This window comes from Massilia sp. 9I (assembly GCF_902506415.1).
Classification (GTDB): Bacteria; Pseudomonadota; Gammaproteobacteria; order Burkholderiales; family Burkholderiaceae_D; genus Telluria.
The window spans coordinates 282,503-303,571 of sequence record NZ_LR733275.1 but is presented as its reverse complement, the minus strand read 5'-3'; the positions used below and the strand labels follow the sequence as shown (position 1 = coordinate 303,571).

The window sequence follows — 21,069 nt, the reverse complement described above, 5'->3', positions numbered from 1 at the left end:
TCATTTCTGCACGTGGACCGCACCGCGCACGCGTTCGCCCGCACGCAAATTGACGAAAGCGTGTGCAATACCCGCCTCGCGGGCGAATGCCCGGTAGGCGCGGTGCCCATCCGTCACCAGCAAAACATCCGGATCGAGGACGGGCAGCAGGTGGCGGTGCAACTGTCTGGCGGTGACCGCCGCCCGTCCCGTGACGAAGGAGCAAGTGAGGCCGCTACGGTCGCGGGCAACCAGGATGCAGTCGTGCTGATGGCTGATGCCCCGGCTATGCGCGACGCCGCCGCGCTTGCGCGCCGGCCGCTCCAGCTGGCGCGATCCCTTTTGCGATTCGAGCAGGAACATTTCATCCGCCTCGGCAATGCCGACAAGGCGTCCGGGCTGGTCATGCCGGATTCCGTCAAGAAAGCGGTGGCGCCAGCGAAAGCTGGTATTGCGATGCACCCCGATCAGCTTTGCCGCCGCCCGTACGCTGCGCGAATCGAGCATTGCACTGCCGTAGTCCAGCCACTTGGAGCGATGCCGTAGCCGGGCCAAGGGCGTACCGCTCAGGGCACTGAAGGTGCGAAGGCACGCACGGCAGCGGTAGCGCTGCAGGCCTCGGACGATGCCGTGGCGATAATGACGGCCGTTGCCGCATGAGGGACAGCACAGGGGAGCCGGCCGCGCACTGTCGATCGCTTCGCACACCATGTCGAGGCCAATAGCCGGGCGCAGTGCGTCGCTAAGTTGCGAACGCTGTTGCCTGGTGAGCGAAGCGAGCTGGCGTAGCAAACGGCGAAAGCCTTCGGACTTCATCGTCCCTCCTGGTCATTTGACCCAGGTTGGACATCCGTACAGCTCAACAGTTCAATTTCTACACGCAGCGGTGACAGCGGCATTAGAATCCCGGTTCTATCGTGCGTGCCTACAATGGGACGCACAGGATTCAGAGGAACGTTCATGAGCAAGAAACTCCCCGAAGCAGACGACGACGAGGTGCTGGCGCGTGCCGTACGCGCGTCGGCCCAGCAAATCTGGCAGGCCGGCCTCGGGGCCTTCGCCAAGGCCCAGGAAGAAGGCGAGGGCGGCCGCTCGTTCACGCGCCTGGTGCGCGACGGCAGCGTGCTGGCGCGGCGCGCACGCGAGGTGGAAGAAGCCACTGGCACCGTGGCGCGCGCCGCCGAGCGCGCAACCCGGCGCGGCAGCAGCTCCTGGGGCAAGCTGGAACAGGTGTTCGAAGAGCGCGTGGCGCGCGCCCTGGCGACTATCGGCGTGCCTGCCGCCAGCGAGGTCGAAGCCCTGCGCCGCCGCGTCGACGAACTCGAAATGATGCTGGCCGAACTGGCGTCGCGCCTGCCTGTGCCCGAAGCGCCGAAAAAGCGCGCGCGCCGTGCGCCGAAGGCCGCGGCGCCCGAGGACGAGGAAGGGGCCTGAAGCGGCCGTTCAGCGCTGTCTCATTGACACCATTTGGTGTTATCCTCCCGGCTGGAATCACAAACTTCGCCCTTCATGCAACAAAAAGCTCCGCGCCGGACCCGCGAACGCATCCTCGAGCTCTCGCTCAGGCTGTTCAACGAGTTCGGCGAGCCGAACATCACGACGACGGTCATCGCCGAGGAGATGAATATCTCGCCCGGCAACCTGTACTATCACTTCCGCAACAAGGACGACATCGTCAACTCGATCTTCGCCCAGTTCGAGACGGAGATCGAACGCATCCTGACCGTGCCGGCGGGCCGCCGTTCGAACATGGAGGACGTGTGGCTCTACCTGCACCTGATGTTTGAGCTGATCTGGCGCTACCGTTTCTTCTACCGCGACCTGAACGACCTGCTGTCGCGTAACCGCAAGCTGGAGCTGCACTTCAAGGCGATCCTGGCCCACAAGATCAAGGTGGCGCGCCAACTGTGCGAAGACCTGCGCAGCGAAGGCTCGCTGGAGGCGGGCGACCAGCAGATCGGCGCGATGGCGACCAACATGGTGGTGGTGGCGACCTACTGGCTGTCCTACGAATACGTGCGCAACCCGCGCAAGTACAGCGAGCAGCAGGCCATCGCCGACGCGCTGGCGCGCGGCTGCTACCAGGTGCTGTCGATGGTCGGCCCCTACCTGCGCGGCGACACACGCCTGCTGTTCGAGAAGCTGTCCGAGGAGTACCTCAAGAAGCTGTCCGCCGAGGCCCGCCCCGGCGCCGACTTCCTGTAAGGATTTACCGAATTTATACTATTAATATAGTTCAACGATGAAGACCCTGGCCGTCTATTGCGGCGCCTCGCATGGCGTCAACCCGATCTACACCGAGGCCGCACGCGGCCTGGCGGCAAGCCTGGTGGAACACAACATCGGCCTGGTCTACGGCGGCGGCAAGGTCGGCCTGATGGGCGTGATCGCCGACGAGGTGCTGCGCCTGGGCGGCGAAGCCACCGGCGTGATCCCGAAGGCGCTGATGGAGCGCGAAGTCGGCCACGCCGGCCTGACCCGCCTGTTCGTGGTGAAGGACATGCACGAGCGCAAAGCCATGATGGCCGAGCTGTCGGAGGGCTTCATCGCCATGCCGGGCGGGATGGGCACGCTGGAAGAACTGTTCGAGATGCTGACCTGGGCCCAGCTCGGGATCCACGCCAAGCCGGTCGGCCTGCTGAACGCGAACGGCTTCTGGGACGGCCTGGTGAGTTTCGTGCGCCACCAGAGCGAGGAAGGCTTCGTGCGCCCGGATCACCTGAACCTGCTGCGGGTCGAGGCCGACCCGGACGCGCTGATCCGGCGCCTGCGCGCCGCCGCGCCGACCGCGGCCTGAGGTCCTCGCGCCGGGCCGCTTCGGGCTCGGGGATTGCGGTAAGAAATAGTTGGAACTATTCTGTCCGTTCAAAGGAATACAGATATGTCTGCATATTTCCGATAACCCGAACCCGGCCCCATGACGACTGAATCGATCGCCCTCAACCGCTTCGGGCTCGGCGCCCGTCCCGGCGACCAGCTGCCCGGCGATGCGCGCCGCTGGCTGCTGGCGCAACTGGAACAATACGATCCGCTGCCCGCGCCCTGGCGCGCGCTGCCGCGCAGCCCGCAGCTGGCAGGCCAGTGGGTCGCCCAGCAGCGCGAAGTGCGCCAGACCCCTGAAGAAGGGCGCAATGCGGTGCGCGAGGCGTGGCGCAAACGCGAGGGCGAGGCCTACCGCACCGCCATCGGCGCGCGCGTGGCCAGCGCCCTGCAGACCCCCACGCCCTTCGCCGAACGCCTGGTCCACTTCTGGTCGAACCATTTCGCGGTCTCGGTCGACAAGGGACCGGTGACGGGATGGGCGGGCGGCTTCGAGGCCGACGCCATCCGTCCCCACATCCTGGGCCGCTTCGACGACCTGCTGCTGGCGGCGGTGCGCCATCCGGCGATGCAGGTCTTCCTCGACCAGGCCCGCTCGACCGGCCCGGACAGCCCGGCCGGCGTACGGGCCCGCCAGCGCCAGCGCAACAACACCGGCCTCAACGAAAACCTGGCGCGCGAGATCCTCGAGCTGCACACGCTCGGGGTGCGCAGCGGCTACACCCAGAACGACGTCACCGAATTCGCCCGCGCGCTCACCGGCTGGACCCTGCCCGACGACAGCGACAAGGCGCCGCTCGCCGACGAAGTGGCGACCTTCCGCTTCGCCGCCTACCAGCACGAACCGGGCGTGCGCAGGGTGCTGGGGCGCGACTACGCCGCCGGCGGCGAAGAACAGGCGCGCGCCATCCTGCGCGACCTGGCCCTGGCCCCCGCTACCGCGCAGCACATTTCGCTCAAGCTGGCGCGCCACTTCGTGGCCGACGAGCCGCCTGCGGCGCTGGTGCTGCGCATGGCCGAGACCTACAAAAAGAGCGGCGGCGACCTGTCCAGCGTCTACCGCGAACTGGTGATGGCGCCGGAAAGCTGGGCTCCGGGACCGGGCAAGTTCAAGTCGCCCTGGGAATGGGGCATCTCGAGCCTGCGCGCGCTCGACCGGCGCGAGCTGCCGGCCCAGCAGGCGGCCGGCCTGATGAACAACCTGGGCCAGCCGGTCTGGCGTCCCGGTTCGCCGGCCGGCTACGGCGACCTGGCCGCGGCCTGGGCCGCGCCCGATGCGCTGCTGCGCCGGGTCGAGGTGGCGCAGCGTTTCGGCGCCCAGGCCGGCAGCATGGTCGACGCCCGCCTTCTCGCGCCGCGTGTGCTGCCCGGGGTGCTGGGCGAGGGCACGCGCCAGGCCATCGCCCGTTCCGACAGCCCGGCCACCGCGCTCGCGCTGCTGCTGGCCGCCCCCGAATTCCTGAGGAGATGAGATGAGCCTGAACCGACGCGCCTTCCTTGCCGGCGCCGCAAGCCTGGTGGCGATGCCGCGCGTAGCTTTTGCCGCCGGCGCCATCCCGACCGAACGCCGTTTCGTCTTCATCATCCAGCGCGGCGCGGCCGACGGGCTGCACACCGTCATCCCCACCGCCGACCCGGGCTATGCGCGCCTGCGCGGCGCGCTCGCGATCGAACAGGAAGCGGCCCTCAAGCTGGATGGCAGCTTCGCCCTGCATCCTTCGCTGGCCAGCCTGCACGGGCTGTACGGGAGCGGCCAGGCCAGCTTCTTCCATGCGGTGGCGTCGAACTACCGCGAGCGCTCGCACTTCGACGGCCAGAACATCCTGGAGACCGGCGGCAGCGCGCCCTACGCGCTGAAGGACGGCTGGATGAACCGCCTGGTCGGCCTGGTCTCGACACGCGGCAAGGACGCCATCGCGTTCGCGCCGACGGTGCCGATGGCGCTGCGCGGCGCGTTGCCGGTGCCCTCGTATGCGCCGTCGTCGCTGCCGGACGCGAACGAAGACCTGATGCTGCGCGTGCAGCAGCTGTATGCCAACGACGCCCAACTGCACGCGCTGTGGTCCGCCGCGCTGGAGGCGCGCGGCATGGCAGGCGGCATGGACGGCAAGCCGAAACGCCAGGACCCGGGCGAAGTGGGGCGTATGGCGGCCGCCTTCCTGGCGCGCCCCGACGGCCCGCGCATCGCCATGATCGAAACCGGCGGCTGGGATACCCACACCGGCCAGATGGGGCGCCTGGCCTCCCAGCTGCGCAACCTGGACACCCTGGTGGCGGGGCTGCGCGAGGGCATGGGCGGCGCCTGGGACCAGACGGTGGTGCTGGTCGCCACCGAGTTCGGGCGCACCGCGGCCGCCAACGGCACCGGCGGCACCGACCACGGCACCGGCGCCGCCGCGATGCTGCTGGGCGGGGCGGTCCAGGGCGGCCGGGTGCTGGCCGACTGGCCGGGCCTGGCCCAGGCCGACCTGCTCGACGGCCGCGACCTGCGCCCGACGCTGGCGCTCGACACCCTGATCAGCCAGGTCTGCGCCGAAGCCTTCCGGATCGACCCTGAACGCATGGCGCGCACCCTGTTCCCGGGTGCGGCGCAAAGCAAGTCGATGGCACGCCTGCTCAGGGCGTGAACGAATTCAGCAGAAGCCGTGCCGTCCGAGCGCGGCCTTGAGCTCGTGCCGGAAGGCGCCGTAGTCGAAGGCCTTGTGCACGAATTCGATCGCGCCCAGTTCCTCGGCGCGGTCGCGGTCGGACTGCAGGGAAGAACCGGACAGGATGATGACGGGGAGCTTGCGCTCGGCGCGCCTGCGCAGTCGCTGCATCAGTTCGAAGCCGTCGACGCGCGGCATCTTGATGTCCAGCAGGAGCAGGTCGAAGTCGGCCTCGCCGCACAGGCGGTCGGCCTCTTCGCCGTCGCCCGCCACCACGATCCTGTGCGCGACCTCGCAGTCCTCCATGGCGCGCCGGGTGAGCGCGACGTCGAGCAGCAGGTCGTCTACCAAAAGTATGTTGATTGCCATGCGCGCCATGCTAGCAAAAGGCCAATTCGCGCGCCAAGTGCGGCACGCGAAAACCGTTGTCAGGCCAGCACAATACGATCGCGCCCGGTTTCCTTGGCCTGGTACAGCGCCTTGTCGGCGCGGTTGATCGCGTCGGCGAAGGGTTCGCCGTGGCGGCGGGTGGCCAGGCCCGCCGAGAAGCTGATGCGGCGTCCCTGGACGCCTGCGACCGGCATGGTGTGCACGCGTTCGGCCATCCGCTCCAGCACCAGGCGCGCGTCCTCGGGCGCGGCGTCTGGCAGCAACAGCAGGAATTCCTCGCCGCCCCAGCGCGCCAGCACGTCGTTGGCGCGCAGCGAGGCGCGCGCCGCGCTCGAGAAGCTGCGCAGCACCGCGTCGCCGGCGGCATGCCCGTACTGGTCGTTGACCTGCTTGAAGAAGTCGATGTCGAGCAGGGCGATGCAGGTGCCGCGGCCGTCGGGCTGGCGCCGTTCCGCGTCGTCCAGCACTTCGTGCATGCGGCGCCGGTTCACCAGCGAAGTCAGTTCGTCCACCGTGGCCAGCACGCGGATGGTGTCGAGCGCCTCGCTCAGTTCGATGCGCTTTTGCTTCAGGCGCGAACGCAGCTTGCTCATCTCGACGCTCAGCATCGCGGTGGAGAGCAGGGCGCCGGCCAGGTAGCCGAAGGTGATTGCCTCGGTCACCGGCGGAAAGCGCGCCGGATCGGTCGCCTGCAGCCAGTACATGGTGCCGCCCATGCCGGCGAGCGCGCCGACCGCGAGCAGCAGCGACTGGCGCGGGCGCGCGGCGAACATGCAGAACACGATCACCACCACCGCCATGGTCAGCATCGCGGCGCGCAGCGGGCCGGAAATCGCGTAGGCCACCATCGCACAGGCCAGCGAGAACACCGCTTGCGATACGGCCAGCTGGTCGGGCTTGAGGCCGAGCCGGCTGCTGGCGCGGATCAGGAGGTAGAAGGCGATGGCGCCGCAGCCGCCGTAGCCGATCAGGCGATGCGCCGCCACCGGATCGGCCATGCCCTGGCTGACCTGGGCCAGCAGCAGCACGATGCAGATCACGTACAGGATGCAGGTCGCCGCCCAGTACTGCAACATGCGGCGCAGGCCCGGTTCGGTACCGCATAGCAGGATCACGAGGCGGCGCGGCAGGGTCATGGCAGCTCCAGCGGGGCAGGGTGGGAGATTAATGCGTCAGCCTCTATCTTAGCCTGCATTTCGGCCAGTAGTTCGGCAATGCGTTCGGGCGGAACCGGGCGGCTGAACAGATAGCCCTGCATCTCGTCGCAGTCGTTGGCGCGCAGGAAGGCGCGCTGCTGTTCGGTTTCGACGCCTTCGGCGATCACCCGCAGGTTCAGCTTGTGGCCGAGCGAGATCACGGCCATCGCGATGGCCTGGTCGTCCGCGCTGTCGGCCAGGTCGCTCACAAAACTCTTGTCGATCTTCAGGCGGCTGATCGGGAAGGACTTGAGCGCCGACAGGCTCGAATAGCCGGTGCCGAAGTCGTCGATCGACAGCGACACGCCCATGCCCTTCAGCTCGCGCATCTTCTCCACCGAGCGCGCCATGTCGCGCATGATCGAGCTCTCGGTGACCTCGACTTCCAGCTGCGCGGGCGGCAGCCCGGTATCGTGCAGGGCGCCGGCGATGCGCTCGACCAGGCGCTTTTCCTCGAACTGGCGCGCCGAGACGTTCACCGAGATGCTCACCGGCGGCAGGCCGGCGGCGCGCCAGGCCTGGCCCTGGGCGCAGGCGGTGCGCACCACCCACTCGCCCAGCGGCACGATCAGGCCGCTCTCTTCGGCCAGGCCGATGAAGCGCAGCGGCGAGATCATGCCCTGTTCCGGATGATTCCAGCGGATCAGGGCCTCGACCCCGAACACGCGGCCGCTGCGCAGGTCGACCTTCGGCTGGTACAGCAACTGGAACTGGCAGTCTTCACCGGCGCAATCCGGGCCGACGCAGTCCTCCAGCGCGCTGCGCATCCCTTCCAGCAGCACCAGCTTCTCTTCCACGCTGGCGTTCATCTCGCTGGCGTAGAACTGGAAGCTGTCCTTGTTTTCCTTGGCGCGGTACATGGCCGCGTCGGCATTCATCATCAGGGTGTTGGCGTCCAGGCCGTCGCGCGGGTACAGCACCACGCCCATGCTGCAGCTGACCTGGACTTCCTGGCCCTCGACCTCGACCGGCTCGGTGACGGCCTGGCGCACCTTTTCCAGCAGCGGCGTGATCGCCAAGGGGTCGCCCGACAGGTCGGGCAGCAGGATCACGAATTCGTCGCCGCCGAAGCGCGCCAGGGTGTCGCTGCGGCGCAGGCACTGGCCCATGCGCGCGCCCACCACCTTCAGCAGCTCGTCGCCCGCGTTGTGGCCGAGGCCATCGTTGACCAGCTTGAAGCCGTCCAGGTCGATGAAGGCCAGGCCGACCGCGCCGCCCTTGCGCTCGGCGTCGCGAATGGCCTGGCCGAGGCGGTCGCGCAGCAGGCTGCGGTTGGGCAGGCCGGTCAGGTCGTCGTGCTGGGCCAGGTGGCGGATGCGCTGCTCGGCCAGCTTGCGCTCGGTGATGTCGCGCACGATCGCCACCACGCCGCCCTCGACCGGCACCACCTGGCGGTGCAGCCAGCGGTTCTCCACCGGCTGTAGCTGGGCCAGCCATTCGGCCTCGCGCGCCACGCCGTCGGTGGCGACCGCCGCCAGGTCCTCGAAGATGCCGACGCCCAGATCGGCGGGCAAGAGCACGGATATGCGTTTGCCCTGCACGCGTTCCTTGGACAGGCCGGTGAGCTGCTCGGCGCGGCTGTTGGTGGTCTCGACCAGGAAGTCGGTCACGGAACCATCCTCGGCGCGCAGCGCGCGCAGCACGAAAAAGGCGTCCAGGCTGGCCTCGGAGGCGGCGGCATAGGTTTGCTGGGCCAGGCGCTCGCGCCGGCGCGCCTTGGCCAGCTGCCAGGACCAGGCGCTGACCAGGGTCACGACCAGGATCAGGAGCGCGGTGCCGGCGCCGGCGGCCAGCAGCCAGGTGCGGCGGCGGGCGCGGTACTCGGCCATCTGCTCGGGTTCGGACAGGCCGACCACCGCCACCAGCGGGAAGCGGCCCAGCGGGCGGGTGCTGGTATAGCGCAGCTCGCCGTCGATGCTGCTCGCCGCCAGCAGCACGCTGTCGGGCTTGCCGAGGGCCACGCGCTGGCCCCAGGACACGTTTTCGCCGATGCGCGCCGCGCGCACCACGCCATCGAGGCCGGCCACGCCGAGCAGGCCGCGGTCGCCCTGGCGCGAACGCTCGTAGGAACTGGTGAAATAGGCCGGGTCGACCGCCACCGTGGCGACGCCGGCGAAGCGGCCGGCGGCATCGTTGATGCGGCGCGAGAACACCACGTGCGGCTCGCGCCGGCCGATGGTCTGGCTGACGAAGGCGGTTTCGCCCGCGCGTGTCCGGTGCCAGGCGAACCAGGTCTCGCGCGAGACGTCGCCGCCGGCGCGCGCGCGCGGGTTGCTGGCCAGGACGCGGCCGTCGGCGCCGATGATCGCCACCTGGAACACCAGGCCCGGCGGCAGTAGGCCGTTGGCGCTCATCGCCTCCAGGGCGGCGCCGGCGCCGTTCATCTCGACCGCGTACTGCAGCACGTGCAGGGTCTGGTCGATGGCGCTCAGGCTGCGCGCCATCTGGGCTTCATAGGTGTCCACCAGTTCGCGTGCTGCCTCCCCGGCCGCGTCGTGCGCGGCGCGTTCCTCGGCGCCGATCATGTGCAGGGTGGTGCTCCACAGGGCCAGCACCAGCGCCAGCGCAAACAGCGGCAGCGAGATATGGGTCTCGAGCCCGCGCCCGAGCCAGCGCACCAGCGTCGTGCGCCGCGTGCGCGTCGGCGGCTGGACCGGGGCCAAAGGGTTCGAGGAGGCGAGCGCGGTCATGCGGGCTATCCAGGGTTCAGCGCAGCACCAGCACCGGCCGCACGCTGGCGTCGAGCGCGGAGCGGTCGATGTAGCCGATCATCGCGGGATTGTCGGCCACCATGCGGCGCACCGCGGCGCTGTCGGCAGCTTCACGCGGCGGCTGGCCGCGACCGGTGAAGACCATCTTCGACCAGTGCGCCTTGAGCAGGGCCGGCGACTTGCCGGTGACCTGGGCGTAGAACAGGTTGCGTTCGTTCGAGCCGAGGCGCTGGTCGAGCGCCACCACTTCGGCGCCGTCGGGGAAGCGTGGCGCCTGGCCGAGGAAGATCGCGGCGACCTGGTCGCCGGACATCGGCGGCAAGGGGTTGCGCGCCGAGACGATCACCACCAGCTCGGCCGAGGCGTTGCCTGAAGCGGCCTGCGCCAGCAGCAGGACGGCGCCGGCCGCCAGCTGCCGGAATCGATGTCGGAATTGAATTCGCATCGGCGCCTCAGAACACGAAGTCGAGCGCCACGCTCGCCACGTGCACGGTCTGGCCGAAGCGGAAGCGCGACGGCGTGTTGATGAGGGTGCCGCGCGAGCCGTCGCCGGGACGTACGCGGTCATACTGCAGCTTGAGCGCGGCGTCGGTCGCCAGGTCCCAGCGCAGGCCGGTGCTGACGGTGGTCTGGACCGGGATCGTCGCCAGGTACAGGTTCAGGCCCGCGTTCAGCGTGGCGGCGAGCGGGCGCGCCTGCGGCGGCAGTGCCGCCAGCGGCAGGCCCGGGTCGCTGGTAGCGCCGTGGGCGCGCACCTTGGCGTAGCCGAGGTAGGGCGTCAGGCTGGCGAAGCGGTAGCCGCCGCCGGCGTACATGGTGGTGGTGCGGCCGAGCAGCGAATGGGTCTGGGCGTGACCCGCTTCGGCGCTGATGAACCACTGGCCCGGGTCATAGTTGAAGCCGGCGCTGACCATGCTCACGCGCTTGTGCTCGATCGCATAGCGTTCGATCAGTGCATTGCCCGGCGGGCCGAAAGCGCGCAGCGCGGTAAACAGGTCCTCGCCGATGCCGGTCGTCAGGTGGCCGGTCAGGGCCGACATGCGCACGCTGAGGGCGCCGCGTTCGATGCTGTGCGACAGGCCGGCGATGCCGTGCGCCTCCAGCCGGCGATCGTCGTACAAATGGGTGTCGGTGCGCCCGAAGAAGGCTTGGGTGGCGTGGCGGGTATCGCCCGCGCTCCAGCGCAGGGTGGCGTCGACGCCGTCGCTGCTGGAGATCGGGAGGCCGCCGTAGACCTCGACCGGAGGGCGCACCCAGGGCATGGTGTAGCCGACCTTGCGGTAGTCGGCCGCCAGGAACACCGGCAGCGCGATGCGGCCGATGCGCAGCGCCAGGTCCGGGGTGGCCTGGTACTTGACGTTGGCCCACTCGACGCGCGGGCGGTAGTTGCCTTCCAGGTTCTGTTCGCTCACCACCTGCAGCACGCCCGACCAGTGGCCTAGCGCGAGGTCGAGCTGGGCGCCCAGGCGGCTGTCGACGTCCGGGCTCCAGCGTTCGCTGCGGCCGGCGCCGTTGGCGCGCAGGACGGTGGAGCTGAAATCGGCGTCGCGCACGCTGGCGTGCACTGCGCCCAGGGTGCCGAAGCCGGAAAACTTCCAGACCGGCGCAGGGGTCTCGGCGCCGTCGGCGGGGGCGGCGGCCAGCGCATGGCCGGCCAGCGTGGTGGCCAAGGTACAGGCGAGCACCCCGCCACGCAGGGCAGCCGGAACGGGTTTGCCGGAGAGAGAAAACTGGTGTGTCATGATGTCAGGTTGCGGCCGGGGCGGCACGGAAGAGCGAGGGCTGCCCGCAGGGGGCATGCGACATACAAACTTTACCTAAGGCAACACTGAAAGTCGAGATATTTACCCAGCCCGCAAAAGCAATCTGACAATCCTTGTTGTTCGATGGCAACGACTGCAGATCTGTTCAATATCTTTTAGTCCACCCACAGGCGCTGCCCGCCCAGGTCGAGCCAGGTCAGGTAGAGCCGCAGGTCGAATTCAAGCTGGTGGTACTGCGGTTCCATCCAGCTGCACAGCTTGTAGAAGGCCTTGTCGTGGTCCCTTTCTTTCAGGTGCGCCAGTTCGTGCACGGCGATCATGCGCAGGAAGGGCAGCGGGGCGTCGCGGAACACGCTGGCGATGCGGATTTCGCGCTTGGCCTTGAGGCGGCTGCCCTGCACGCGCGAGATCGCGGTGTGCAGGCCGAGCGCATGCTGCACCACGTGGATCTTGCTGTCGAAGGCGACCTTGGACACCGGGTCGGCCTGGCGCAGGTAATCGTCCTTCAGCTCCTGCACGTAGGCGTACAGCGCCTTGTCGGTGCGGATGCCGTGGGCCGCGGGATAGCGCTGCAGCAGCACCTCGCCGAGCTGGCCGGCGTCGATCAGCTGGCCGACCTGGGCCAGCAGGTGATCGGGGTAGGCGCTGAGGTAGGGAAGTTGTCGCATAGGGGGCGCAATGTAGCACGAGGCGTGCCTGATTGCTTCCCTAGGTACGGCGCCGCAGGGGCGCCGTGGTGTGGATGCCACGCCCGGCCAGGGCAGGCGTCAGCGGGGGGCGGATATCAGCAGGTGGATCAGGAAGCAGGAAGCCAATTCGCCGGAAGGCTTGTCAGCCGGAAGGCTTTTCAGCCGGAAGGCTTGTCAGCCTTCCTTTTCACCCTGGCGGTTGCCGGCATTCTTGGCCGCGGCGGCGGCGCGCTGGGCCGACTGCCGGCTTTCGCCGCCCTTGCGCCCGATGTCGGCCATGTGGGCGCGGTTGCGACTGACCGCCTCGCCGCCTTTCTGGCCGGCCCGGCGCGCTTCTTCTGAGTCGAACTCGTGCGCGGTGCCCTTTTGGTGCGCCGCCTGTCCGCCCTTGCTGGCGATCTCGCGTTGCTGGTTCTGGTCCATTGCCGCGAAACCGCGCTTGGCAGGCGCCTGGCTGCTGCCGCTCCCGCCTTTCTGCGCGCTGCCCTTGCCGTTGTCTTTGCTTGTCGCCATGTCGCTCTCCTTGTGTGCCCTGAGGGGTGGTCCGTCGATCGGGAAGCCGCGAGCGCTATGGATGCGCTCGTGCCGTTTAGAGAGAAGGCTGAAGCGTTAGTTCCTTCACGCGCAAAGCGCTAGCGTGCCCGCGAGCGCCGTTCGCGCAGCGCGCCGTGCGCGCCGCGCAGCATTCCGCGCGGTTCGCAGCCGTCGATCGCAGGGGGCAGGGCGGCCAGGTCGGACTCGATCTCGGCGCGCCGGGCATGCAGCCGCAGCCCCAGCGCCAGCTGGTCGGCGCCGGCCTGCGCCAGCGCCGGGAACAGCAGGTTCTCCTCGAAGGCGACGTGGCGTTCCACTTCTTCGGCCAGCACGGCGACGCTAACGTCGAAGTAATCGTCGTCCGGGAACAGGGATTCGAGCTGCTCGACCAGTTCGCGCATGCTGTCGTGTTCCAGCGCCGCGTCTTCCAGCAGGCTGTCGTCGACCGCACCGCGCAGCGCCGGATAGAACAGTTCGTCCTCGAGCAAGGCGTGCAGCGCCAGCGCGTCGCACAGATCGTCGACGGCGCGTTCGCGCTGCGCTTCCTCTTCGCGGTCGAGCATCGCAAACGCGTGGAACATGCCGCGCATCCGGGCATGCTCGGCGCGCAGTTGGGCCAGGATGCCGCCCGGCGGCTCCAGTGCAGGGGCTTCGTGGGCAGGCATGGCGCTACCCCTGGCCGGCGGCACGCGCGGGCGCGCCGACCGCAGCGGGCAGCTGGGCGTGGACCTTGGCGATCACGCCCAGCACATGCTGCTGGTAGTCGCGCAGGCGCTCGCCGTCGACGGCGCGCAGCGACGGCACGCTGAGCAAGCCAAGCCGGGCATCGGGCTGGGCGCGGAGGGCAGGATTGTCGGCCAGGCCGGCGGCCGTTTGTGGAAACTGGACCATGTTCACCTCGCAAGGCTTTTGGCGTGTCAAATCGGCGTAGACGCGCTGCGGGGCGATAAGTTCAAGGATTCTAGAGGGGGCAAGGCATGGATCAACAAATTGGCCGGGAGGCGGGCTCCCGGCCAGGTCACGGCTGGGGTCAGGCGTCGGCGATCTTGAGCACCAGCTTGCCCAGGTTCTTGCCTTCGAAGAGCATCAGCAGGGCTTCGGGGAAGCGCTCGAAGCCGTCCACCACGTATTCGACGCTCTTGACGCTGCCTTCCTGCATCCAGCCCGCCAGGGTGGCGACGCCTTCGGCATAGCGCGGCGCGTAGTCGAACACGACCATGCCTTCCATGCGCGCGCGGTTCACCAGCAGTGACAGGTAGTTGGCCGGTCCCTTGACCTGGCTGGTGGCGTTGTACTGCGAGATCGCGCCGCAGATGACGATTCGCGCCTTCATGTTGATGCGGGTGAGGACCGCATCCAGGATGTCGCCGCCGACGTTGTCGAAATAAACGTCGACGCCCTGCGGGCAATGCTCCTTCAGGCCCGCATGGACCGAGCCGGCCTTGTAGTCGATGCAGGCGTCGAAGCCGAGCTGCTCGACCACGAAGCGGCACTTGTCTTCGCCGCCGGCGATGCCGACCACGCGGCAGCCCATCTTCTTCGCCACCTGGCCCACCGTCATGCCGACCGCGCCGGCCGCGCCCGAGACCACCACCGTGTCGCCGGCCTTCGGCTGGCCGACCTCGCGCAGGCCGAAGAAGGCCGTCATGCCCGGCATGCCGAGGGTATTGAGCCAGGCCGTCATCGGTGCGATGGCGGGATCGATCTTGTTGAAGGCGGCGGTCTTGTCGTCGGCCGGGCCGGACCAGTAGCGCTGCACGCCGGTGCCGCCGGCGACGTAGTCGCCCACCGCGAAGCGCGGCGAGCGCGAGGCCACCACGACGCCAAGGCCGCCGGCGCGCATCACTTCGCCGATCGCCACCGGGCGGATATACGATTTACCTTCGTTCATCCAGCCGCGCATGGCCGGGTCGAGCGACAGGTAGAGCACTTTCACGACGATGCCGCCGTCCTGGGCCTCGGGCACGGCTTCTTCGTGGAACTGCCAGTCTTCGCTGCGCGGCAGGCCGAGCGGGCGGGCGGCGAGGCGGAACTGCTGGTTCGGGGGGAATGCGTTGGTCATGCGGGTCTCCGTATTCGTCGATGTTGGCAACGTGACTATACATGCTCTATCACGGCCGTGCCGGGCCATGCGACAATAGCGGGTTCACGTTCAGACCGCATTTCATCCATGGCTCTCAAAGCAACCATCTACAAGGCCGACCTGTCGATTGCCGACATGGACCGCAACTACTACGGCGACCACAGCCTGACCATCGCGCGCCACCCGTCCGAAACCGACGAGCGCGTAATGATCCGGGTGCTGGCCTTCGCCCTGCATGCCGATCCGGCGCTGGCCTTCACCAAGGACCTGTTCGACGTCGAGGAACCGGCCTTGTGGCTGAAGGACCTGACCGGCGCCATCCAGACCTGGATCGAGGTCGGCCAGCCGGACGAAAAGCGCCTGATGAAGGCCGCCGGCCGCTCCGGGAAGGTGGTGGTGTACAGCTACAGCGCCACCAGCGATATCTGGTTCAAGGGCATCAGCAAGCAGATCGACCGCGCCAGGAACGTCTCGGTGGTGAACATCCCGAACGAGGCCAGCGTCCAGCTCGAGAAGATGGCGAAGCGGAACATGCAACTGCAATGCACGATCCAGGACGGCCAGATATGGCTGACCGACGGCGTCGACACGGTGCTGGTCGAGCGCGAATACCTGCGCGGCGGACCCTGAAGCTATAATCTTCATTCATCACATTTCACACTCTTCGCCATGAAACCTCAGATCCTCGCCCTGTTCGCCGGCAGCTTGCTGTCCGCTTCCGTGTTCGCGCAAGTGTCCGTGTCCGACCCATGGATCCGCGCCACCGTGCCGGCGCAGAAGGTGACCGGCGCCTTCATGCGCGTGCAGTCGGCGACACCCGCGCGCCTGCTCGGCGTGCAGACCGAGGTGGCCGGCCGCGCCGAGCTGCACGAGATGGCGATGGAAGGCCAGACCATGCGCATGCGCGGCGTGGAATCGATCGAGCTGCCTGCGGGGAAGCCGGTCAACCTGGCCAGCGGCGGCTACCACGTGATGCTGATGGACCTGAAGCGCCAGGTGAAGGAAGGGGAGAACGTCGACCTGACCCTGCAAGTGCAGGATGCCGCCGGCAAGCGCCAGGACGTGAAGCTGAGCGTACCGGTCAAGCCGCTGACTTACAGCGCCCACAGCGGCCACTGACATTGACCGCGTGGGCAGAAAACCTGCCCACCCTAGACATCAGCGCGGCGCGCCACCCAGGCGGCGGGCGTCGCCCGATCCCACCACCGACTTGCTGATGCGCGGGTCGCCATAGTAGTTGACGTCGCCCGAGCCGGCGATCGTCATGGTCAGCTCGTGGCGCGCCCACACCGTCGCTTCGCCCGAACCCGCCAGGTTGACGCTGGCGCTGTCCGACTGCACCCGGCCCATGTCCACGGTGCCCGAGCCGCCGATCGACACCGACAGCTTGCGCGCGCCGCCGCCGCCGGCCTTGAAGTCGCCGCTGCCGCCCAGGTTCACCGCCACCGTTTCGCTGTCCAGCTTGCGCACATTGATTTCGCCCGAGCCGCCCAGGTCGATGTTCAGGCGCGGCGCGCGCAGGGTGTCGGCCTCGATCTCGCCCGAGCCGCCCAGCGACAGGCGCTCGATCTGGCGCGCGGTGACGACCACCTTCAGGTTTTTCGTGCGCAGGTTGAGGTCGCGCTTGGACGGGCGGATCTTGAGGGTGCCGTTTTCCACCACGGTTTCCACCAGCCCCAGCAGATTGTCATCGGTCTCGATGGATACGCCTTCGTTGTCGCCCATGCGCAGTTCCAGCCTGCCCGGCAGCTCGAAGGCCAGGCCGGAAAAGTGCGAAACCTGGCGCGCCTGGCGCTTGACGTTGCCGCTGCCTTGCACCTGTTCGCCGCCCCAGGGCCAGTTGCCGGCCATGGTGGGGGCGGCGGCGCAGGCGAGGGCGACGGCGAGGACGATGCCGCGCAGGATCAGGGTCGGGGTCTTGTTCATCGGGGTCTCCTTGTTGGCGTTGTCGATGTTGCCATCCTAGGCAAACGCCGAGCCCGGCGCACGGCGGATGCGACGAAGCGCAGGGTCGCCCGCCTGGAATGCACGCTGGCGGGACAGGCTGCAGCCAGGTATGCACACCGGATGGCTATCCCGAACGCCCGGTTTGCACTAAAATCGTGCGCTTTTTGCTTTGGATCCGCGTTGGCGGAAGTAGTAATGAACCTGATTTTCTTGTTGATGGCCTTCTGCGTGGGCATGGCCATGTCGGTCCAGGCGGCCGTGAATACCCAGCTGGCGGCCTCGATCGGCGCCAACTCCGTGGTCGCGGCCCTGGTGTCCTTCGGCTGCGGCACCATCGTGCTGGCGGGCGTGGCCGTGTCGCGCGGCGGCCTGGCCCCCACCTTCGCGGCGCTGGCCGGCCAGCCGGCATGGAAGTTCGCCGGCGGCTTCCTGGGCGCGGCGTTCGTCTTCGGCACGGTATTCCTGGCGCCGCGCATCGGCCTCCTGAACCTGATCGTGCTGGTGATCGCCGGCCAGCTGCTCACCTCGATGGCGATCGACCATTTCGGCCTGGTCAACATGGCGATCCGCAAGGTGTCGAATGTCCGCGTGGCCGGGGCCTGCGTGGTGGCGCTGGGCGTGGCGATCACCCTGTTCGGCGAGCGTATCGTTGCAGCTATGTCACGGTGAACATTTTTCTTTCACTTTTGCAATCTTTCGGATAAGCATGGTTCTATAATGTCCGGCACTGTTTAACCTTTTTTCATGTGCCGGCCAGATGGAATACCACCAGTCCTCGCAGATCCCCACCCTGTCCTACATCGAGAACGAGGACCATCCGGTCTTCGGGACCCTGGTCGAGCAGATCCTGCACCTGCTGAACTCGCGCCTGGTGTTCTCGGACATCATCATCCACCAGAACAGCCCGCTGATGCTGCGCCAGCCGAAGGGCCTGGTGGCGGTGACGGATTCGCCGATCACCAAGGAAGAGCTGGAAGAATTTTTCGACGTCATCGAGCCCAACTGGGCCGAGCGCATCGCAGTGCGCGCCTTCGACCGCTCGATCGACCTGCACACGGCGCGCATCCGCGCCAACTGCTTCAGCTTCCAGGGCAAGAAGCGTCTGGGCTGCGTGATCCGCCGCTTCCCGAAAGAGCCGCTGGCGCTGTCGGAACTGGGCCTGTGGCAGGACGAACAGGAATTCGCGCGCCTGGCCAGCGGCCTGGTCCTGATCATCGGCGACACCTGCCAGGGCAAGTCGACCACGATCGCCTCGATGATCGACGAGATCAACAAGCAGCGCTCGGGCCACATCATCACCATCGAAGACCCGGTCGAGACCCTGATCCCGCAGCGCAAGTGCATCATCACCCAGCGCGAAGTGGGCGAGGACGCCGACGTCGAGAGCTATTACCTGGGCGCGCTGGACGCCCTGCGCGAGCGTCCGGACGTGATCGTGATCGGCGAGATCCGCGACGCCGAGACGGCCCAGGAAGCCCTGGCGCTGGCCGAATCCGGCCCGCTGGTGCTGGCCACCCTGCACGCGCGCTCCACCGAACTGGGCCTGCAGAAGATGCTGCGCCTGCTCGGCAATTCGGAAGCTCAGGCGCAGGCCCTGGCGCACGCGCTGCGCGGCGTCCTGTGCCAGGCGCTGCTGCCCTCGGTCGAGGGCAACCGCTACCACCTGGCCACCGAATGCCTGACCCCCAGCGCGGCCATCATGCGCATGCTGGAAGCGGGCGACGTCGGCGCCATCCGCACCCACATGAACGCCGGCCGCGATCCGGGCTGCCACACCATGAATGCCTCGCTGGAGCAGCTGCTGGCGGCGCACAAGGTCCGGGTCGAGGATGCGCGCAACGCGACCACCGACCGGGTCGGTTTCGCCGACATGGTGTAACTACCGCCGCCGCAGCAGCTAGCGGTGGTAGCGGTATTCCTGCGTGAGGCCGCCGTAGCCGTAGCTGGCGGCCCGCGCATCGATCACGTGGATGTAGCTTTCCTCGTGCAGGTCTCCCAATAGCCGGGCGAAGCCGGCGTATACCTCGCGGATGTAGGCTGCCTTTTCGTCCTTGGTATTGGTCTCGTCCGTGATCCGGATGTCCATGTAGAAGCTGCTCTTGCCGTGTTCGCTGAGCGGCGCGCCTGCGACCAGCCAGCAGTCCGGGTCGACGTAGTCGATCACGATCGCGGTCAATTCCCGCTTTTTCTTGAGAATGCGCGAGGTGGCGTCGAGCAGCAGCTCGGCGATCGCATGGGTGCGTTCCCGGTCGGGGCGGCCGGATACTTTGACAGTCAGGATGGGCATGGCGGTCTCCTTGGTTTGTGAGACTACTTTAGACCTTCAGCTCACCCCGCGCCAATCATGAATGCGGCGGCGCCATCAGGATTCCTGAATGCCGGCGCGCAAAGGTGATTGGACCGGCGCCAGGTGCGCCCCGTACAGTGCCAGCTCATTCTTATCAGGAGGAGTCATGGCACGTACCGTCAACATCGTCAACGCATTCGTGGATGGCGACCAGGGGGGCAATCCGGCCGGCGTCGTGCTCGATGCCGATACGCTGTCCGTCAGCGAGAAGCTGCGCATCGCCCAGCTGGTCGGCCTGTCCGAAACCGCCTTCGTCTCGCGTTCGGAGGTGGCCGGCATCAAGCTGGAGTTCTTCACCCCGAACCGCCAGATCGCGCACTGCGGCCACGCCACTATCGCCACCTTCTCGCTGCTGGCGCAGCGCGGCCTGGTCGCGGGGGCGGAGAGCTCGAAGGAGACCATCGACGGCATCCGCAGGATCGTGCTGCGCGGCGAAACCGCCTTCATGGAACAGCTGGCGCCCACCTACACCGACGAGGCGGGCTTCGCGCCGGGCGTTAGCGGCAACCGCATCCTGGCCAGCCTGGGCCTCACCCCAGGACGTGTCGTGGCGTCGCCCTGCGTGGTCGACACCGGCAACCGCTTCGTGCTGGTGCACGTGCGCTCTGAGCAGCAACTGGCCGAGCTGGCGCCCGACATGGACGAGATCGCAGCAGTCAGCGCGGCGCTGGGCGCCATCGGCTATTACGTGTTCGCGACGCTTGACGGTGAATTCGACGCCACCGCGCGCATGTTCGGCCCGCATTACGGCATCGAGGAAGAAGCCGCGACGGGCATGGCGGCGGGGCCCCTGGCCTGCTACCTGTACGACCGCGCGGGCGTGCGGCGGCCGACATTGCTGATCCGGCAGGGCGCCTACATGGCCACGCCGTCGCCTTCGCGGATTACCGTGGAGCTGAATCTGGAGCAGGGGCGGATCACGGGCCTGTACGCGGGCGGCAGGGCGCAGCTGGCCAGCACAATTACGGTCATGTGAGGCGCGGTGATGTAAAACCTAGTCCTGCCAGGCGCGCCGGACCGCCCGTTGCGCCACGCGTAGCAGGCCCGGCTTGGCCGGCGACTCGGCGGTGACAAAATGCATGCCGGCGTCCACCACGACGCCGTCCAGTGCGCGTACGTCGCCCTTGGCGTGGGCTTCCAGCATGTCGCGGCGCACCAGGGACAGGCCGGCTTCTTGCCCGACCATCGTCAGCAGCAGCGCTTCGTCGTCGGTGCGCAGGGCGGGCGTGAAGGGAAGACCGTGCCCTGCGAACAGCGCCTTGGTGAGCTTGTGGAAGGAGCAGTCGCTCGACGTGCCGATCCAGGGCAGGGCGAGCGCGGCCGCCAGGGCGTCTGGCTCGGCCTCGATCCGCTCGCGCCATGCGGCCGGATAGCCGACCACGAACTCCACCGGCCGCAGCAGCATGGCGTCCACCGCCAGTCCGTCCAGCCTTCCTTCGACGAAGCCGGCATCGAACACGCCGTCCTCGATGTTCTTCAGCACCGCGCCCGACGTGGCCTGCACCAGCGAGATGGCGACGTGCGGCGCCGCTTCGCGCATGTGGCGCAAGAAAGCGGGCAGGCGAAGGAAGGCCGGCTCGTTGACGGTGCCGATCACCAGTTCGCCAGCGATCTCTCCGTTCAGGGTATTGGCTTCGTCGCGGATCGCCTCGACCGCGTGCAGGGCGCGCTTGGCATGCTCGAACACCGCTTCGCCGGCACTGGTGAGCGTCATGCCGCGCGCGTGGCGCTCGAACAGGCGCACCCGCAGTTCTTCTTCCAATCCTTTGATGTGGGCGCTGATCGCCGGCTGGCTCAGGTGCAGCAGCTCGGCGGCCCGCGCGACAGTGCCGCAGCGGGCGATGGTGACCAATGACTTGAGCTGGTGGATATCCATGGCGCTGCCTTCGGTTGATTGTCGTGCCGAAGATTCTACACAGGCTGCGCGCATTTTTCCGGCCGGGCCCCTCAGCAATCCTGAAC

24 protein-coding genes are annotated in these 21,069 nt (G+C 67.9%); 10 read left to right on the top strand and 14 right to left on the bottom strand.

What is annotated here, in order from left to right; genetic code table 11:
• Positions 1-795 (bottom strand): IS1595 family transposase, encoded by a 795-nt coding sequence (locus GV068_RS01370; RefSeq protein WP_373888396.1) that lies wholly within the window; start codon positions 793-795, stop codon positions 1-3.
• A 144-nt stretch (positions 796-939) separates the two neighbouring features.
• Between GV068_RS01370 and GV068_RS01365 the strand changes: the two genes are divergently transcribed.
• The 5 genes from GV068_RS01365 to GV068_RS01345 all read left to right on the top strand — a co-directional run bounded on the left by GV068_RS01365 (position 940) and on the right by GV068_RS01345 (position 5,426).
• Positions 940-1,413 (top strand): phasin family protein, encoded by a 474-nt coding sequence (locus tag GV068_RS01365; protein WP_159695647.1) that lies wholly within the window; start codon positions 940-942, stop codon positions 1,411-1,413.
• A 75-nt stretch (positions 1,414-1,488) separates the two neighbouring features.
• A complete protein-coding gene (locus GV068_RS01360) occupies positions 1,489-2,184 on the top strand; it encodes a TetR/AcrR family transcriptional regulator (RefSeq protein WP_159695646.1) in 696 nt (231 codons plus the stop codon).
• Between the two features lie 37 nt (positions 2,185-2,221).
• Entirely contained in the window at positions 2,222-2,776 is a 555-nt protein-coding gene (locus GV068_RS01355; RefSeq protein ID WP_159695645.1) for a TIGR00730 family Rossman fold protein, read from the top strand.
• 120 nt (positions 2,777-2,896) lie between these two features.
• Complete coding sequence (locus GV068_RS01350; protein ID WP_159695644.1) at positions 2,897-4,270, top strand: DUF1800 family protein; 1,374 nt, start codon at positions 2,897-2,899, stop codon at positions 4,268-4,270.
• A gap of 1 nt (position 4,271) precedes the next feature.
• Positions 4,272-5,426 (top strand): DUF1501 domain-containing protein, encoded by a 1,155-nt coding sequence (locus GV068_RS01345; RefSeq protein ID WP_159695643.1) that lies wholly within the window; start codon positions 4,272-4,274, stop codon positions 5,424-5,426.
• A 6-nt stretch (positions 5,427-5,432) separates the two neighbouring features.
• On the opposite strand, the gene GV068_RS01340 is transcribed toward GV068_RS01345, so the two are convergent.
• The 10 genes from GV068_RS01340 to GV068_RS01295 form a co-directional block, all read right to left on the bottom strand.
• Entirely contained in the window at positions 5,433-5,816 is a 384-nt protein-coding gene (locus tag GV068_RS01340; protein WP_159695642.1) for a response regulator, read from the bottom strand.
• Between the two features lie 59 nt (positions 5,817-5,875).
• The gene (locus GV068_RS01335; protein WP_159695641.1) at positions 5,876-6,973 is read right to left on the bottom strand and encodes a diguanylate cyclase; all 1,098 of its coding nucleotides are present in this window, start codon (positions 6,971-6,973) and stop codon (positions 5,876-5,878) included.
• Positions 6,970-9,723, bottom strand: coding sequence for an EAL domain-containing protein (locus GV068_RS01330; RefSeq protein ID WP_159695640.1), 2,754 nt, complete (start codon positions 9,721-9,723; stop codon positions 6,970-6,972). Before GV068_RS01330 ends, GV068_RS01335 begins: the two co-directional genes overlap by 4 nt.
• A gap of 16 nt (positions 9,724-9,739) precedes the next feature.
• On the bottom strand, positions 9,740-10,189 hold the full coding sequence (locus tag GV068_RS01325; RefSeq protein ID WP_229463584.1) for a phosphate ABC transporter substrate-binding protein: 450 nt from the start codon (positions 10,187-10,189) through the stop codon (positions 9,740-9,742).
• A gap of 7 nt (positions 10,190-10,196) precedes the next feature.
• A complete protein-coding gene (locus tag GV068_RS01320; protein WP_159695639.1) occupies positions 10,197-11,486 on the bottom strand; it encodes a hypothetical protein in 1,290 nt (429 codons plus the stop codon).
• 176 nt (positions 11,487-11,662) lie between these two features.
• Positions 11,663-12,175, bottom strand: coding sequence for a M48 family metallopeptidase (locus tag GV068_RS01315; protein WP_159695638.1), 513 nt, complete (start codon positions 12,173-12,175; stop codon positions 11,663-11,665).
• 195 nt (positions 12,176-12,370) lie between these two features.
• Positions 12,371-12,709, bottom strand: a complete 339-nt coding sequence (locus GV068_RS01310; RefSeq protein WP_201303228.1) for a KGG domain-containing protein — start codon at positions 12,707-12,709, stop codon at positions 12,371-12,373.
• A 119-nt stretch (positions 12,710-12,828) separates the two neighbouring features.
• On the bottom strand, positions 12,829-13,395 hold the full coding sequence (locus GV068_RS01305) for a hemerythrin domain-containing protein (protein WP_159695637.1): 567 nt from the start codon (positions 13,393-13,395) through the stop codon (positions 12,829-12,831).
• 4 nt (positions 13,396-13,399) lie between these two features.
• Positions 13,400-13,621, bottom strand: a complete 222-nt coding sequence (locus GV068_RS01300; protein ID WP_159695636.1) for a hypothetical protein — start codon at positions 13,619-13,621, stop codon at positions 13,400-13,402.
• A 139-nt stretch (positions 13,622-13,760) separates the two neighbouring features.
• Positions 13,761-14,792 carry an NADP-dependent oxidoreductase gene (locus tag GV068_RS01295; RefSeq protein WP_159695635.1) on the bottom strand — a complete coding sequence of 344 codons (1,032 nt, stop codon included), beginning with the start codon at positions 14,790-14,792 and terminating at the stop codon, positions 13,761-13,763.
• 108 nt (positions 14,793-14,900) lie between these two features.
• Between GV068_RS01295 and GV068_RS01290 the strand changes: the two genes are divergently transcribed.
• Together GV068_RS01290 and GV068_RS01285 are read left to right on the top strand one after the other, a co-directional pair.
• Complete coding sequence (locus tag GV068_RS01290) at positions 14,901-15,443, top strand: YaeQ family protein (RefSeq protein WP_159695634.1); 543 nt, start codon at positions 14,901-14,903, stop codon at positions 15,441-15,443.
• 39 nt (positions 15,444-15,482) lie between these two features.
• Positions 15,483-15,932: a copper chaperone PCu(A)C gene (locus GV068_RS01285; protein WP_159695633.1), complete on the top strand. Its 450-nt coding sequence runs from the start codon at positions 15,483-15,485 to the stop codon at positions 15,930-15,932.
• Positions 15,933-15,971: 39 nt separating this feature from the next.
• Here GV068_RS01285 and GV068_RS01280 read toward each other — a convergent pair whose 3' ends face one another.
• Entirely contained in the window at positions 15,972-16,739 is a 768-nt protein-coding gene (locus GV068_RS01280) for a head GIN domain-containing protein (RefSeq protein ID WP_159695632.1), read from the bottom strand.
• A 216-nt stretch (positions 16,740-16,955) separates the two neighbouring features.
• Between GV068_RS01280 and GV068_RS01275 the strand changes: the two genes are divergently transcribed.
• Positions 16,956-17,429 carry a DMT family transporter gene (locus GV068_RS01275; protein WP_159695631.1) on the top strand — a complete coding sequence of 158 codons (474 nt, stop codon included), beginning with the start codon at positions 16,956-16,958 and terminating at the stop codon, positions 17,427-17,429.
• A gap of 88 nt (positions 17,430-17,517) precedes the next feature.
• Positions 17,518-18,639 (top strand): type IV pilus twitching motility protein PilT, encoded by a 1,122-nt coding sequence (locus GV068_RS01270; protein WP_159695630.1) that lies wholly within the window; start codon positions 17,518-17,520, stop codon positions 18,637-18,639.
• Between the two features lie 18 nt (positions 18,640-18,657).
• Here GV068_RS01270 and GV068_RS01265 read toward each other — a convergent pair whose 3' ends face one another.
• Entirely contained in the window at positions 18,658-19,047 is a 390-nt protein-coding gene (locus GV068_RS01265) for a 4-oxalocrotonate tautomerase family protein (RefSeq protein WP_159695629.1), read from the bottom strand.
• A gap of 166 nt (positions 19,048-19,213) precedes the next feature.
• On the opposite strand from GV068_RS01265, the gene GV068_RS01260 reads away from it, so the two are divergent.
• Complete coding sequence (locus GV068_RS01260; protein ID WP_159695628.1) at positions 19,214-20,083, top strand: PhzF family phenazine biosynthesis protein; 870 nt, start codon at positions 19,214-19,216, stop codon at positions 20,081-20,083.
• 18 nt (positions 20,084-20,101) lie between these two features.
• Here GV068_RS01260 and GV068_RS01255 read toward each other — a convergent pair whose 3' ends face one another.
• Complete coding sequence (locus tag GV068_RS01255) at positions 20,102-20,983, bottom strand: LysR family transcriptional regulator (RefSeq protein ID WP_159695627.1); 882 nt, start codon at positions 20,981-20,983, stop codon at positions 20,102-20,104.
• Positions 20,984-21,069 lie beyond the last annotated feature (86 nt).